Annotated in this window: 15 protein-coding genes and 1 tRNA gene; 13 read left to right on the forward strand and 3 right to left on the reverse strand. The window is 63.1% G+C overall.

What is annotated here, in order from left to right; all coding sequences use genetic code 11:
- Nucleotides 1-102: 102 nt before the first annotated feature.
- Together lon and ELY13_RS02540 are read left to right on the forward strand one after the other, a co-directional pair.
- Entirely contained in the window at nt 103-2,493 is a 2,391-nt protein-coding gene (gene lon / locus ELY13_RS02535; protein WP_126172321.1) for an endopeptidase La, read from the forward strand.
- Nucleotides 2,494-2,722: 229 nt separating this feature from the next.
- On the forward strand, nt 2,723-2,995 hold the full coding sequence (locus tag ELY13_RS02540) for an HU family DNA-binding protein (protein WP_126172322.1): 273 nt from the start codon (nt 2,723-2,725) through the stop codon (nt 2,993-2,995).
- Nucleotides 2,996-3,094: 99 nt separating this feature from the next.
- Here ELY13_RS02540 and rlmB read toward each other — a convergent pair whose 3' ends face one another.
- Complete coding sequence (rlmB, locus tag ELY13_RS02545; RefSeq protein ID WP_126172323.1) at nt 3,095-3,889, reverse strand: 23S rRNA (guanosine(2251)-2'-O)-methyltransferase RlmB; 795 nt, start codon at nt 3,887-3,889, stop codon at nt 3,095-3,097.
- A 143-nt stretch (nt 3,890-4,032) separates the two neighbouring features.
- Here rlmB and ELY13_RS02550 point away from each other — a divergent pair.
- A tRNA-Tyr gene (locus ELY13_RS02550) sits at nt 4,033-4,118 on the forward strand.
- 682 nt (nt 4,119-4,800) lie between these two features.
- Here ELY13_RS02550 and ELY13_RS02555 read toward each other — a convergent pair.
- Nucleotides 4,801-5,199, reverse strand: coding sequence for a thermonuclease family protein (locus ELY13_RS02555; RefSeq protein WP_126172324.1), 399 nt, complete (start codon nt 5,197-5,199; stop codon nt 4,801-4,803).
- 435 nt (nt 5,200-5,634) lie between these two features.
- Here ELY13_RS02555 and ELY13_RS02560 point away from each other — a divergent pair, with 435 nt between their 5' ends.
- Together ELY13_RS02560 and ELY13_RS02565 are read left to right on the forward strand one after the other, a co-directional pair.
- Nucleotides 5,635-6,387, forward strand: coding sequence for a phosphatidylserine decarboxylase (locus ELY13_RS02560; RefSeq protein WP_126172325.1), 753 nt, complete (start codon nt 5,635-5,637; stop codon nt 6,385-6,387).
- Between the two features lie 98 nt (nt 6,388-6,485).
- Nucleotides 6,486-7,223 carry a CDP-alcohol phosphatidyltransferase family protein gene (locus ELY13_RS02565; RefSeq protein ID WP_126172574.1) on the forward strand — a complete coding sequence of 246 codons (738 nt, stop codon included), beginning with the start codon at nt 6,486-6,488 and terminating at the stop codon, nt 7,221-7,223.
- Here ELY13_RS02565 and ELY13_RS02570 read toward each other — a convergent pair.
- Nucleotides 7,183-7,434: a hypothetical protein gene (locus ELY13_RS02570; RefSeq protein ID WP_126172326.1), complete on the reverse strand. Its 252-nt coding sequence runs from the start codon at nt 7,432-7,434 to the stop codon at nt 7,183-7,185. The two genes, ELY13_RS02565 and ELY13_RS02570, sit on opposite strands and share 41 nt — an antisense overlap.
- Before the next feature lie 344 nt (nt 7,435-7,778).
- Here ELY13_RS02570 and rpsB point away from each other — a divergent pair, with 344 nt between their 5' ends.
- The 8 genes from rpsB (at nt 7,779) to rseP (ending at nt 14,698) form a co-directional block, all read left to right on the forward strand.
- Nucleotides 7,779-8,552: a 30S ribosomal protein S2 gene (gene rpsB / locus ELY13_RS02575; RefSeq protein ID WP_126172327.1), complete on the forward strand. Its 774-nt coding sequence runs from the start codon at nt 7,779-7,781 to the stop codon at nt 8,550-8,552.
- 76 nt (nt 8,553-8,628) lie between these two features.
- Nucleotides 8,629-9,555 carry a translation elongation factor Ts gene (gene tsf, locus ELY13_RS02580; protein WP_126172328.1) on the forward strand — a complete coding sequence of 309 codons (927 nt, stop codon included), beginning with the start codon at nt 8,629-8,631 and terminating at the stop codon, nt 9,553-9,555.
- A gap of 125 nt (nt 9,556-9,680) precedes the next feature.
- Nucleotides 9,681-10,403 carry a UMP kinase gene (gene pyrH, locus ELY13_RS02585; protein ID WP_126172329.1) on the forward strand — a complete coding sequence of 241 codons (723 nt, stop codon included), beginning with the start codon at nt 9,681-9,683 and terminating at the stop codon, nt 10,401-10,403.
- A 2-nt stretch (nt 10,404-10,405) separates the two neighbouring features.
- Nucleotides 10,406-10,963 carry a ribosome recycling factor gene (frr, locus tag ELY13_RS02590; protein ID WP_126172330.1) on the forward strand — a complete coding sequence of 186 codons (558 nt, stop codon included), beginning with the start codon at nt 10,406-10,408 and terminating at the stop codon, nt 10,961-10,963.
- Between the two features lie 53 nt (nt 10,964-11,016).
- Entirely contained in the window at nt 11,017-11,712 is a 696-nt protein-coding gene (gene uppS, locus ELY13_RS02595) for a polyprenyl diphosphate synthase (protein ID WP_126172575.1), read from the forward strand.
- A 46-nt stretch (nt 11,713-11,758) separates the two neighbouring features.
- Nucleotides 11,759-12,427, forward strand: coding sequence for a phosphatidate cytidylyltransferase (locus ELY13_RS02600; protein WP_241233509.1), 669 nt, complete (start codon nt 11,759-11,761; stop codon nt 12,425-12,427).
- 2 nt (nt 12,428-12,429) lie between these two features.
- Entirely contained in the window at nt 12,430-13,581 is a 1,152-nt protein-coding gene (locus ELY13_RS02605; RefSeq protein ID WP_126172331.1) for a 1-deoxy-D-xylulose-5-phosphate reductoisomerase, read from the forward strand.
- A 1-nt stretch (nt 13,582) separates the two neighbouring features.
- A complete protein-coding gene (gene rseP, locus ELY13_RS02610; RefSeq protein ID WP_241233510.1) occupies nt 13,583-14,698 on the forward strand; it encodes an RIP metalloprotease RseP in 1,116 nt (371 codons plus the stop codon).
- Nucleotides 14,699-14,724 lie beyond the last annotated feature (26 nt).

Consider the following 14,724-nt stretch of genomic DNA (forward strand, 5'->3'; position numbering starts at 1 on the left):
TAGGTGGCCTTCCGGCATTGCAGCGTCCTGCGCCGCACCCCATATTCGGTTGCAAGCAAATGGGCTGCGCCGCGGCGCGCCAGCAATGGACTGTCTGATTTTATGAATTCCTTCCCTCTCCTTCCCCTGCGGGACATCGTTGTTTTCCCCGGCATGGTCGTGCCGCTGTTCGTCGGCCGTGAGAAATCGGTCGCCGCACTCGAAGCGGCAATGGAAGCGGACAAGGACATCTTCCTGCTCGCCCAGCTCGATCCCGGGTGTGACGATCCCGCGCGTGACGATCTCTACGACGTCGGCGTGGTCGCGCAGGTTCTGCAGTTGCTGAAGCTGCCCGACGGCACGGTGCGCGTGCTGGTCGAGGGGCAGAGCCGCGCCACGCTCAAGACGATGCGCGAGGAAGGCGGCTGCATGATCGCCGATGTCGACATGCAGGAAGAACAGACTGCGTCGGGCAACGAGGTCGCGGCGATGATGCGCTCCGCGCTAGAGCAGTTCGCGGACTACGCCAAGCTCAACAAGAAGCTGCCCGAGGACCTTGAGGAAGAGCTTTCCGCGATCGACGACGCGGGCCGCCTGGCCGACGCGATCGCTGCAAATCTTTCAGCGAAAGTCGCGACGAAGCAGTCGCTGCTGACCGAACCCGATCCGCTGAAGCGGCTGGAAATGGTCTATTCGATCATGGAAGGCGAACTGTCGGTGCTGCAGGTGGAGCGGAAGATCCGCGGCCGCGTGAAGCGCCAGATGGAGAAGACGCAGCGCGAGTATTACCTCAACGAACAGCTGAAGGCGATCCAGTCCGAATTGGGCGGTGACGAAGGCGAGGGTGACGAGCTCGCCACGCTGCAGGAAAAGATCGAATCCCTGAAGCTGTCCAAGGAAGCGAAGGCCAAGGCAACTTCCGAGCTCAAGAAGCTGCGCACGATGCAGCCGATGAGCGCGGAAGCCACCGTGGTACGCAACTATCTCGATGTGCTGCTCGGCCTGCCGTGGGGCAAGAAGAGCCGACTGAAGAAGGACATCGGTAAGGCGCAGGAAGTCCTCGACGAGGATCACTACGCGCTGGACAAGGTGAAGGACCGGATCGTCGAGTATCTCGCAGTTCAGGCACGCACCAACAAGCTGAAGGGCCCGATCCTGTGCCTCGTAGGCCCGCCGGGCGTCGGCAAGACCAGCCTGGGCAAGTCGATTGCCAAGGCGACCGGGCGCGAGTTCGTGCGCCAGTCCCTTGGCGGTGTGCGCGACGAGGCGGAGATTCGCGGTCACCGGCGCACTTATATCGGGTCGCTACCGGGCAAGATCGTCAGCAACTTGCGGCGAGCCGGTACGTCCAATCCTCTGTTCCTGCTCGACGAGATCGACAAGCTGGGCCAGGATTTCCGCGGCGATCCCGCGTCGGCTCTGCTTGAGGTGCTCGATCCGGAACAGAACTCTAAGTTCCAGGACCATTATCTTGAGCTGGATATCGACTTGTCCGACGTGATGTTCGTCTGCACGGCGAACTCGCTCAACCTGCCGCAGCCGCTGCTGGACCGGATGGAGATCATCCGGCTGGAAGGTTACACCGAAGACGAAAAGGTCGAGATCGCGCAGCGCCACCTCATTGAAAAGCAGGTGGAGGCGCACGGACTCGAGAAGGACGAGTTCGAACTGGCTGAGCCGGCATTGCGCGACCTGATCCGTTATTACACGCGCGAAGCCGGCGTGCGGACGCTGGAGCGTGAGATCGCGAGGCTGGCGCGCAAGTCGTTGCGCAAGATTCTGGAAGGCGACGCGGACCAGGTCACGATCACGCCCGACAATCTCGGTGACTTTGCAGGGGTCCGGAAGTTCCGCCACGGTATGTCCGACGACGAAGCGCAGGTGGGTGCGGTAACCGGCCTTGCCTGGACCGAAGTCGGGGGCGAGCTGCTGACGATCGAGAGCGTCACTACCCCGGGCAAGGGGGAGATCAAGACGACCGGCAAGCTCGGTGAAGTCATGAACGAAAGCGTGGCCGCTGCCTTCAGCTTCGTGAAGGCGCGGGCGCCGGCGTACGGCATCAAGCCCTCGATCTTCCAGCGGAAGAACATCCACATCCACTTGCCGGAAGGGGCTGTACCCAAGGATGGGCCAAGCGCAGGCATCGGGATGGTCACTTCGATCGTTTCGACCCTTACAGGCATCGCGGTACGTCCCGATGTCGCCATGACCGGTGAGGTTACGCTGCGGGGTCGGGTTCTGCCGATTGGCGGGTTGAAGGAAAAGCTGCTTGCCGCGCTGCGCGGCGGGATCAAGACGGTGCTCATCCCGGAGGAAAACCAGAAGGATCTGGTCGAGATACCGGATAACGTGAAGGAAGGTCTTGATATCATTGCCGTAGCGCATGTCGATCAGGTGCTGGAACGTGCGCTCACAGCACTGCCCGCTCCGATCGAGTGGACAGAGGCGGATGATCTCGCGAGCCAGCCGAGCCCTCCGCACGTTGCAAGCGGCGCCGCCAGCGTTGCCCACTAGGGCAGCAAAGGTCGGTGCTTTGCCGGGCCAGCTCGTCTCGCTGGGTCCCACCGCGGCTGGAGTGCGATTGGTCGCCGGGAAATAAGTGTTTGCGCGTTGAAGCACGCTTTCGCGTGGTTTTGCCCTAGACAGGCGGCGGAAAACTCGCTCAAGTCGCGACATCGCAACCGCGATTCAGACAGTGGATTTTTCGTCACAGGCCTAGCTGATTGAGGGGGTGTTTTCTGAAATGAACAAGAACGAGTTGATCGGAGCCGTTGCGGATTCCAGTGGCCTTTCGCGCAGCGATGCCACCAAGGCGGTTGATGGGGTGTTCGACGCGATCACCGGTACACTGAAGAACGGCGACGAAGTGCGTCTGGTCGGATTCGGCACCTTCTCCGTTGCAAAGCGCAAGGCGTCCACCGGCCGCAACCCTCGCACGGGTGAACCGATGGAAATCAAGGCTTCCACCCAGCCGAAGTTCAAGCCCGGCAAGGGCCTGAAGGACGCGGTGCAGTAAGCCGTTTCCAGTTGGGTAAAAAAAGGGCCGCTGCCGGAAGGTAGCGGCCCTTTTTGTTTACGTGTGTGCCTTCAGTCGCTTGTCTCTGCGAGGTGTGCGTCAGGCGCGGCGAGTCGCCACCGCGTAAAGCGCGATCGCGGCTGCATTGGAGACGTTGAGACTTTCCATTGCCTCGCTGATCGGCAGGCGAGCCAGGGCGTCGCAGTGATCCGCCACGTTCGGCCGCAAACCTTCTCCTTCCGCACCGAGCACCAGTGCCACTGGCCCTGAAGGCAAAGCCTCGCCAAACGTCTGCGCGCCTTCCCCTGCCAGTCCGATTCGCCAGTATCCAGCCTCGGCGATGTCCTCCAGCGCCCGGGACAAGTTCACGACACGCACCCAAGGGACAATTTCCAGTGCCCCGGATGCGGATTTCGCCACAACGCCGCTCTCCGGCGGGGCATGCCGATCCTGCGTGATAATGGCAGCGGCATCGAATGCGGCGGCGGAACGCAAGATCGCGCCGAGGTTATGGGGATCGGTTACCTGGTCTAGCACGACCAGCGGCCGTGCGGGATCGCTCGTGAGTACCTCGTCGAGATGAAGGTCCTGCAGCGGCTCACATTCGAGTACCAGTCCCTGATGCGGCGCGTCACGTGCCACCAGTCGCGCCAGATCGGTGCCGTCTGCGTACTCGATCGGGAAATCGGCAGGCAGCTCACCATCGAGTGAGGCGATCGCTTCGCGGGTGGCCCACAGCTTGCGGTGCTCTCGATCCGGATTCTTCAGGGCAGCTTCCACTGCGTGGCGCCCCCACAGGCGCACGTGGCCCTGACTGGCGCGGCCTGACCCGCGGCCGCCCTGCATTCGTCCTGCGCGACCGCGCAGGGCCTTTTTCTCACCGCGTTTTGCCATGATATTCCCTTCTGGTCCGCGCTCCTGCCAGTCGCCCCATTGACACGCAAGCCCAGCTTCGCCATGGACCCCGGCACTCGGCCGGAGATGCTTCTCTCCGAACAGAACAGCACCTCGCGGGCAACCCCGCACCGGCGTGATGTGGACAGGTGGCCGAGTGGTTAAAGGCAGCAGACTGTAAATCTGCCCGCGCAAGCGTACGCTGGTTCGAATCCAGCCCTGTCCACCATTCGCCTTTTCTGAAGCCAAGGTCTCAAGCCTGGTTCCGTGGCCAAGCCGGTTATGGAACGCCGCTGGCGCTGTCGGGTCCGAGCAGCTTTGTGGGAAGACCTTAGGCAGTCAAAAAAATGACCTCGCGGGGACGGGAAGTCCGGGGGGGCGAGGTCATGAGGTTCCTTGGGGTTTATAAGCGCCTTCAATGAGCGCGGATGGAGCAGGTTCCTGCCCTGTGGTTACTACCTAGCGCAGTCCTGTCCTACGGCGGTTCAACAGGCAGTCACCGGGACGCGGAGGACCTTTCATCTCCCTTCCGCGAACTGGAACAGCAGGCGCCTCCCGCTGGAACGCGGATAAAGCGAAAGAAAAATCGTCACTGTCTATCCTGAGAAATCAGGGGGCGGTTTTCCTAAGTTGCTGGAATGATTGGACGCAGTTGAAAGATTGCGCCGCAGCAAGCCTCGCGTGGTGTACGCCGCAGCATTCCGCGGCATTTACCTATATTGACGTTCCGCCGAACCGACATAAATTGGTCGTTGTCACCCATAGGACGGGAGATCCGAGTGGGGGCCCTACCGGCACTGGGAGAGCGTGCCGGGCCCGACGCCGCCAAGGGTAAAGCGCAACGAAGCTTCCGGCTTCGTTGCGGCGGCTACTTCCCGATCTGAGTGCGCAACGTACAGGCGCCGGCCTGTTCAGCAGCGGTGATCCCCCCAGTAGCGGTCCCATCGCAGCGCCCATCCACCTTTCACCATTGCGCAGGACAGATCGCCATGATCTGGCGAATCGCACCAGGCCCCCGTCCTGTCCCCCACGGCGTCGCCGGTAGAAAGGCAGCGCAGTACCGGCCCTTGCACTGTTACGTGCCCGTATCGACTTTCTCCTGTTCGGTCGCCGAGCAGCGCCACCAACGCATCCCGTGCCTCGACACCACTCGCTTCCGGGCATGGCTGGTTCGATCGGCAGCCGCCATCGATCTCTCGCGCCGCAATGCCGGAAAGCCGCAGGCGTGGTCCTTCCTCGCACCAGACCGGGCCATCTCCATCCCACACGCGGGACGGCGTGCAGGTAAACCGCTCGCCTGCCTGAATCACCGGTACTTCTGAGCCGCTCGTTCCTTCCGAGCTTTGGTCAGGCGGGTCGCCGCATGCTGCGCAGAACAGTACGAGAGCGGGAACCCCTTTGCGCAGGAAAGCAGGCGAAAGAGCCCTCCAGCCATTGAGCGGATGGCGTTTTCGGCGAAATTGGAAGGCGCGGGGCTGCACCGGCCGACCTGGCTGTTTGCCGAACCATCTGCAGAAACCTTGGTCCTTCATCATTCGCTCCCCGGCGTCCGCTTGCAGCAGGTCGCCTCCACGCCAAGCCATTTCCCACCTCTCCCCCTGTTAGCCATGAGGCAATCTGGGCGTGCACGCCACAACGCTCGTGACGCCGCATCCTTCGGCCAAGGCTGGAGAGCGGAACGGCGCGGATGGCCTGTGTGTCGCTCATGCCTTGTGACAGGGGGCACAAGTCTCTAGGTGAAAGCGATGGCCGGAGATTTAGTCGATAACCGGGGGCGGGGCGAAGCTGCCTGGAATTGGCCTTCCATCCACCCCGAGGGGCGAAAATTCGGTCTGATCGCGGTTGCGATCAGCCTGATCTTCTTGCTCATCCTGGATTGGCCGCTCGTCGGCTGGGCGATGCTGCTGCTGTCGATCTGGGTATTTGCCTTCTTCCGCGACCCGGAACGCGTCGTGCCGCAGGACGAACGCTTCATCGTCGCGCCCGCGGACGGTCTGGTGACCCTGATCTCCGAAGTCGAACCCCCACGTGAACTGCAAGGGGAGGATTTGACCGGTATGGCCGGCTTGCCCGCCGGGCCGGTCACGCGCGTTTCCATCTTCATGTCGGTGTTCGACGTGCACATCAATCGCGCCCCGGTTGGCGGCACGGTTCGGCGCGTCGTGTACATCCCCGGGAAGTTCATGAACGCGGATCTGGACAAAGCCAGCGACGAAAACGAGCGACAGCACGTCCTGATCGAGCGGAACGACGGGCAAGTTATCGGAATGACGCAGATTGCGGGACTGGTCGCCCGGCGCATCGTGCCGTTCGTCAAGGCGGGAGATATTCTTGCTGCGGGGCAGCGGGTCGGGCTCATCCGCTTTGGCAGCCGGGTGGACGTCTACCTGCCGCGCGGGACCGAATCGCGTGTTTTGCTCGGGCAGAAGGTGATCGCCGGGGAAACAATCCTGGCAGAACTTGGGCAACAGAGCTTGATTGAAGGAGTTCGGCAGTGACCGAAGGTGATCCATCTGACACGCAGCCTGGTTGGCTAGGGCCGAAAGCGAGCGAGGACGAGGAGCCGATCGCCCGGCGAACAGCGCGCGGGCTGGCCATGCGCGCGGTCCTGCCCAACGCGATCACCGCAGCGGCTCTGTGCTCAGGCCTCACAGGCATTCGCTTTGCGATTGACGGCAATTGGTCGATGGCGGTGTTTGCGATCCTTCTGGCAGGAATGCTCGACGGGATCGACGGACGTATTGCCCGGCTGCTGAAGGCCCAGTCGCGCTTTGGGGCTGAACTGGACAGTCTTGCTGACTCGCTCAGCTTCGGCACGGCCCCGGCGATTGTCTTGTTCCTGTGGGCGCTGCACGACCTGCCGCGCTTCGGGTGGTTCGCGTCGCTTGCGTTTGCGATCTGCTGTGCCCTGCGACTTGCGCGGTTCAACGCCCGGATCGATCTGGATGACCAGCCGCACAAGTCGGCAGGGTTCCTAACCGGGGTGCCTGCCCCTGTCGGGGCGGGCCTGGCGTTCCTGCCGCTTTTCCTCTGGCAGGCCACAGGAGAGGCGGAGTTCCGTCACCCCGTGCTGGTAACGGTGTGGCTGGCGATAGTGGCGTTTCTGATGATTTCGAACCTTCCGACGCTCAGCTGGAGCTCGATCCGCCCGCGGCGACACATACGTCTGGAAGCAATTGCATTGGCCGGGTTGGTGTTCGCAGCCCTGCTGACCGAGCCGTGGTGGACGCTGGCGGTCCTCTCAATCATCTACCTGGTGCTGATGCCCTACGCCTTCGTCAATTACGGGAAGATCAGGCGGCAACGCGCTGCGGCGAAGCAGCCGGCCGCGTAGGCCGTGCAACGGGAGCGCGCGCGGGGCGCACGATCTTCGCTCGATCGCGGGCACCGAACTCCATCGTGCTGAAAAGGACCCGCGGGTCGGCGGCGATCTGGCCGCGAATCATCCGCGCGGTACGGAGCGCCCGGGACAGGGCTTCGGCCGTAACGGCGATTGCCCCCACTCCCACAGCGAGGAAGAACAACGAGATAAAGATGGTCGACATTTTCTCACCTTCCGCCTGTGCTCCAGGCAGCGATTTGCTGTGGAGAGCCTGTGGATAACGTCCTAGGAATCGTTCAGGTTCCACTTCATCCTATGACCGGACGCAATGTTCCCTATATGTTCTGAACCGTCAAGCGCGTTCTGCGGCAAGGCGCGCTTTTTTAGCGCTGAGATGAAGCTGGATTTTCCTCGCCTTCCGGACTAAGTGCCTGCCTCGCTGGAGGTAAAACACGCCAGGTCGGCTTTTTACCGGTCCAGCAAATTCACATGGAAGGCTCATATGCCGGTGCCCGATCTCTTCGGGTTCCCTGCCTTCCAGAGGACAGAACCGGAAAGGAAACTATCATGGCGGTACCCACCGTCTCAATGCAGCAGCTGATCGAGGCCGGCGCACACTTCGGCCACCAGACCCACCGCTGGAACCCGCGGATGAAGCCGTACATCTTTGGTGCGCGGAACGGGGTCCACATCATCGACTTGTCGCAGACCGTCCCGCTGATGGCTCGTGCGCTGGACTTCGTGTCGTCGACCGTCCGCTCCGGCGGCAAGGTGCTGTTCGTCGGCACCAAGCGCCAGGCGCAGGATCCGATTGCCGAAGCGGCTCGCCGGTCAGGTCAGCACTTCGTCAACCATCGCTGGCTTGGCGGCATGCTGACTAACTGGAAGACCATTTCCGGTTCGATCAAGCGCCTCAAGAGCCTGGAAGAGCAGCTCGCTGGTGACACCTCGGGGCTGACCAAGAAGGAAGTGCTCCAGCTTACTCGCGAGCTCGGCAAGCTTGAGATGTCGCTCGGCGGCATCCGCGACATGGGCGGAATTCCGGACGTGATGTTCGTGATCGATGCCAACAAGGAAGAGCTGGCGATCAAGGAAGCCAACATCCTTGGCATTCCGGTGGTCGCGGTGCTCGACACCAATGTCGACCCCAGCGGCATCGCTTTCCCGATTCCCGGCAACGACGACGCCAGCCGCGCCGTCCGTCTTTATTGCGACGCGGTTGCCCAGGCGGCGACACAAGGCCGTAACGAAGGTGTGGTGGATTCGGGCGCCGACATCGGCGGCATGGATCTTCCGCCTGAGGAAGCCGCGACGGCCGAACCGGCTGCTGCCGGAGCGTAACTGACGCATTTTTTTCGCACCGGGCCCTGCCGTTCCAGCGGGCCCGGTGCCCGACGAATTTCAAAAGAGGTACACAATGGCTGCTTACACCGCCGCGGACGTAAAGGCCCTGCGTGAGCGCACCGGCGCGGGCATGATGGATTGCAAGAAGGCGCTGGCCGAAACCAACGGCGACGTCGAAGCCGCCGTCGACAACCTGCGTGCGCGCGGGCTCGCTGCCGCTGCCAAGAAGTCGAGCCGCACCGCTGCCGAAGGTCTGGTTGGCATCGCCGTCGAAGGCACAAAGGGCGTTGCGGTGGAGGTCAACTCCGAAACCGACTTCGTCGCCAAGAACGACCAGTTCCAGGACTTCGTCCGCAATGTCACGCAGAAGGCGCTCGAGCTTTCCGCCGACGATGTCGATGCGCTGAAGGCTGCAGAATACCCGGGTGGCGGCACGGTTGGCGAAAAGCTGACCGATAACGTCGCCACGATTGGTGAGAACCAGCAGATCCGCCGGATCAAGACCGTTTCGGTCAGCAGCGGCGTGGTCGTTCCCTACATGCACAACGCGTCGGCCGCCAATCTCGGCAAGATCGGCGTGCTGGTCGCGCTTGAGAGCGATGCCCCCGCGGACGTGCTGGAGTCGCTTGGAAAGCAGCTTGCGATGCACATCGCCGCCGCATTCCCGCAGGCGCTCGACGCCGACGGTCTTGATGCCGAGGTGATTGACCGTGAGCGTGCGATCGCCCGTGAAAAGGCAGCCGAGAGCGGCAAGCCAGCCGACGTTCAGGAAAAGATGGTCGATGGCGCGGTAAAGAAGTTCGCCAAGGAAAACGCGCTGCTCAGCCAGCTGTTCGTCATGGACAACAAGACGCCGATTTCCGACGTGGTTGCGAAGGCGGGCAAGGACGCAGGCACGCAGATCGTGCTCAAGGACTATGTCCGCTTCCAGCTCGGCGAAGGCATCGAGAAGGAACAGAGCGACTTTGCTGCAGAGGTTGCCGCTGCCGTAAACGGCTGATCCGGCGATCCTTTCAAAACCCCGTGCGGCTCTGGCTGCGCGGGGTTTTTTGTGTCCGCCTCGCCCTTGGCACCGCGCGCCTTCGCCGTATAAGGGCCTAACGCCAGCCCCGGAGAGCTCCCGAAATGATCGTACCCAGCGCCAGGCGCATCCTGCTGAAACTGTCCGGCGAAGTGCTGATGGGCAATCAGCAGTTCGGGATCGATCCCGCTACCGTTGCCGAACTCGCGCAGGAAGTGAAGGATGCGAAGGATACCGGGCTGGAAATTTGCCTGGTCATTGGCGGCGGCAACATCTTTCGCGGAATGGCTGGAGCGGCGCAGGGAATGGACCGCGCTCAGGCCGATTACATGGGCATGCTCGCAACCATCATGAACGCGCTGGCGATGCAGAACGCGCTGGAGCAGCTCGGTGTCAGCACCCGCGTCCAGTCTGCCATCCAGATGGATGCGGTGTGCGAGCCGGTGATCCGCCGCCGGGCTGAACGTCACCTGGAAAAAGGGCGCGTGGTCATCTTTGCAGCCGGTGTCGGCAGCCCGTATTTCACCACCGACAGCGGGGCTGCCCTGCGCGCGGCGGAAATGAAGTGCGACGTGCTGATGAAAGGCACCAGCGTGGACGGGGTCTACGATTCCGACCCGAAGAAGAATCCCGAGGCCAGCCGGTTCGGAACCGTGACGTATGACCGGGTTTTGGCCGACAATCTCAAAGTAATGGACGCCTCCGCCGTCGCGCTCTGCCGCGACAACGCCATCCCGATCGTGGTGTTCTCGATCCGGGAAAAAGGCAACCTTGCCCGCGTTCTGACGGGCGAAGGGGTCCAGACGATAGTCAAAGAGGAAGCGTGACGATGGCGAAATATGACAAGTCCGACATCGAGCGGCGGATGGCCGGCGCGGTGGATTCGCTGAAGAGCGACCTTTCCGGCCTCAGGACCGGGCGCGCCAACATTGCGTTGCTCGATCCGGTTCAGGTGGACGTGTATGGGTCGCTGATGCCGCTCAACCAGGTCGCGACCGTCTCCGCGCCCGAGTCGCGGATGCTGTCGGTCCAGGTCTGGGACAAGGCGAATGTCCAGGCCGTGGCGAAAGGGATTTCCCACGCCAACCTTGGCCTCAACCCGATCATGGACGGACAGACCCTGCGTCTGCCGCTGCCCGATCTGACAGAGGAACGGCGCAAGGATCTGGCCAAGCTGGCCGGGCAGTATGCGGAAAAAGCACGCATCGCGATCCGCAACGTCCGGCGCGATGGAATGGAATCCCTGAAGCAGGACGAGAAGAAGAAGGACATCTCCGAGGACGAGCGCAAGCGCGCCGAGGACGAAGTCCAGAAGCTGACCGACAAGTACATCGCTGACGCTGATGCAGCCGCGGAGGCGAAGGAAAAGGAAATCCTTCAGCCGTGATGCGAGGCTCGCCCTCTCCTGCCTTCGTTCACAAGCCCGGCGATACGCTTGCCATGCAAAGCGAGGGCGGGGGAGCGGGCCACGGCGCCCGCCATGCGGCGATCATCATGGACGGCAACGGGCGCTGGGCGAAGCGCAACCGCCTGCCGCGCGCGATGGGCCACTATCGCGGGGTTGAGGCGGTCCGCCGGACGGTCCGCGCAGCCGGGGCGCTGGGGCTGGAATGCCTCACGCTATACGCCTTCTCCTCAGAGAACTGGAAACGGCCGGAGGAGGAGATTTCCGATCTCATGGGCTTGATGCGCAAGTTCATCGCGAGCGACTTGCCCGAGTTTATCGCCAACGGCGTACGGCTGAAGATCATCGGCGACTACACGGTGCTTGAGCCGGATATCGTCGCCATGCTGGACGATGCGCTGGCGCGGACCGCCAACGGGCAGCGCACCGTAGCGGTGGCGCTCAATTACGGCTCGCAACAGGAAATCGCCCGGGCCGCCGCGAAAGCAGCGCAAGCGGGCGAGATCACGCCGGAATCGATTTCCGCGCATCTCGACACGGCCGACCTGCCGCCGCTGGACCTGCTGATCCGCACGTCGGGTGAGGTCCGCTTGTCGAATTTCCTGCTGTGGCAAGCGGCTTATGCGGAAATGTGGTTCACCGACGTACTGTGGCCCGATTTCATGCCCGCCCATCTGGAAGAGGCGCTGAACAGCTTCGCCGGGCGGGAGCGTCGCTTTGGCGGGCGATAGGACCAGCGCCGTCGCAAAGCCGGCATCCCGAAACCCCGACCTGCCGGTGCGGGTCGCCTCCGCACTTGCGATGCTGGCGCTCGCCGCCGGAGCCTTCGCACTGGGTAATCCGTGGCTGCAGGCCTTCATCGTGCTGGTCACGCTCGTCACCCTGATCGAATTCAGCCTGCTGGTGGTGAAAGCCACCGACAACGTGTTCTACCGCGTCGGCGGTATTCTGGCCGGCGCAGTCTACATCCTCCTGTCAGCGGCCTTTCTCGTGTTTCAGGAACGGTTCGTAATGGCCATGCTGGTGATCTCGGTCATCCTGACTGACACCGGCGCCTACTTTGTCGGTCGGGCAATCGGCGGACCCAAGGTCGCACCGCGGATCAGCCCATCGAAGACCTGGGCCGGCTTGTTTGGAGGGATGGCGGCCTCCGCGGCCTGGTTGGCAGTGGTTGCCGGCGTACTCAGTTCCGCACTTGGCCGGCTCGACAGCGGGTCCGGTCCCGGCGTCGCATGGAACGCCGTGCTGGTCGCCGCTTTGATCGGGGCAGGGCTAGCCGTTGCGGCCCAAGCGGGTGATTTCTTCGAAAGCTGGCTGAAACGGAAGGCTGGGGTGAAGGATTCCTCGCGCCTGATCCCCGGTCACGGCGGCGTGCTCGACCGCGTGGACGGCTTGATCGCCGTCAGCCTGCTTGCCGGACTGCTGGGCGGCTGGGCCGGGTTGTGACGGTGCGCTCCATCTCGATTCTGGGGGCAACCGGCTCCATCGGTGCCTCCACGCTGGACCTGATCCGGCGCGATCGCGAACAATGGCGCGTCGTCGCGTTGACTGCCAACTGCCAGGCGTCGCAGCTTGCCGAGCTTGCGCGGGAATTCGACGCCGAAGTTGCAGTGGTGGCGGACGAAAGCTGCCTGCCCGCCCTGCGCGATGGATTGCAGCGAAGCGGGACGGAAGCGGCCGCGGGGGCGCAGGCGCTGTGTGAGGCGGCGGCGCGCGGAGCCGATGTGACGGTCGCGGCAATCGTCGGCTGCGCGGGACTGGCCCCCACGATGGCCGCGATCCAGCAGGGGCGGGTGGTCGCGCTGGCCAACAAGGAAGCGCTGGTTTCGGCCGGCAACGTGATGACCGCCGCGGTTGCGCAGCATGGCGCCACCCTGCTGCCGGTCGACTCGGAGCACAACGCGATTTTCCAGTGCCTTCAGGCAGGCGAGATCGCGGATGTTCGGTCGATCACCCTGACCGCCAGCGGAGGACCGTTCCGCACCTGGACGCTCGAGCAGCTGGCGCGGGCAACCCCGAAGCAGGCCGTCGCGCATCCCAACTGGGACATGGGCGCCAAGATCAGCGTCGATTCCGCGACGATGATGAACAAGGGGCTGGAACTGATCGAGGCCCACCACTTGTTTCCGGTGGGGCTGGACCGTTTGAACATCATCATCCACCCGCAATCGGTGGTTCATTCGATGGTCGAATACCGCGACCGCTCAACGCTGGCGCAACTTGGCCCGTCGGATATGCGGGTTCCTATCGCCAGTGCGCTCGCCTGGCCGCAGCGAATGGACACTCCCTGTCAGCCGCTCGACCTTGCGGGCCTGGGGGAACTGACCTTCTTTGCACCGGACGAGGAGCGGTTTCCCGCTACGCGCATTGCGAGGGCCGCGGCCGAGGCAGGCGGCGCCGCGCCTGCCGTGCTGAACGCGGCGAACGAAATCGCGGTGGCTGCTTTCCTTGCCGGTCAGATCGGGTTCACGCGAATCTCGTTACTGGCGCAACAAGTTCTGGAGTGCGCCTCCTTCCCCGATCCGTCGAACCTGGACGATGTCCTGGCCGTGGACACCGAGGCAAGAGCGCGCGCCGCCGCGTTGCTGGAGCGTGCCTGACGTGTTCGAAACCCCACCTTTCTGGATGTGGATTGTCGGGTTCATCCTCCTGCTCGGCCCGCTGGTCACGCTGCACGAGCTTGGTCACTATCTGGTCGGCCGCTTCTTCGGGGTGAAGGCTGACGCGTTTTCGGTCGGCTTCGGCAAGGAAGTTGCCGGGTTTACCGACAAGCGCGGGACCCGGTGGAAGCTTTCCGCCCTTCCGCTTGGCGGGTACGTGCAATTCGCAGGAGACATGAATCCTGCCAGCCAGCCGAGCGAGGAATGGCTCGCCCTGCCGGAGGAGGAGCGCCAAAGGACCTTCCCTGCCAAGCCGCTTTGGCAGCGTGCGCTGATTGTCGCCGCCGGCCCCGCGACAAATTTCCTGATCGCAGTGCTGATTCTTGCCGCGTTCAGCTTCGCTTTCGGCAAGCCGCAGGTTCCCCCGATCGTCGATGTGCTGGCGCAAGGCAGTGCGGCGCAAGCGGCCGGGATCGAGATCGGTGACCGGATTGTCTCGGTGGACGGCCAGGAAATCGAATCGTTCGAACAAGTGCGCAACTACGTCGCGCCGCATCCGGGCACTGAAATCGTGCTGGAGATCGATCGGGACGGTGAACGGATGCGGGTGCCGGTCGCGCTCGGCACCACCGTTGAACAGGACCGGTTCGGCAACGAATTCCGTATCGGCCAGCTTGGCGTGGGCGCCACGGGCGGGGAGCTTGTCTCGGTTGGGCCGGCGGAAGCCCTGGTTCTGGGGGTAAGCCGTACGGGACAGATCGTGGAGATGATGGTCACCGGGATCGGCCAGATCATCACCGGCCGCCGCTCTGTCGATGAACTTGGCGGCCCGATCAAGATCGCCAAGTTTTCCGCCGAACAATTGAGCCTCGGCTGGCTCCCGTTCATCAACTTTGCGGCCCTGATCTCGATTAACTTGGCATTCATTAACATCCTGCCAATTCCTGCGCTCGACGGCGGGCATCTGGCTTTCTACGCGGCGGAAGCGGTCCGTCGGAAGCCGATCGGCGCTCGGGGTCAGGAATGGGCGTTCCGCACAGGCATTGCCTTCGTGCTTGCTTTGATGCTGTTCGTCACGATCAACGATTTTCTCTCTCTGCCGGCTTTCAGCGGGTAGACGGAAAAAGGGACGGGTAAGGCGGC

This window comes from Altericroceibacterium xinjiangense, assembly GCF_003958635.1.
GTDB lineage: Bacteria > Pseudomonadota > Alphaproteobacteria > Sphingomonadales > Sphingomonadaceae > Altericroceibacterium_A > Altericroceibacterium_A xinjiangense.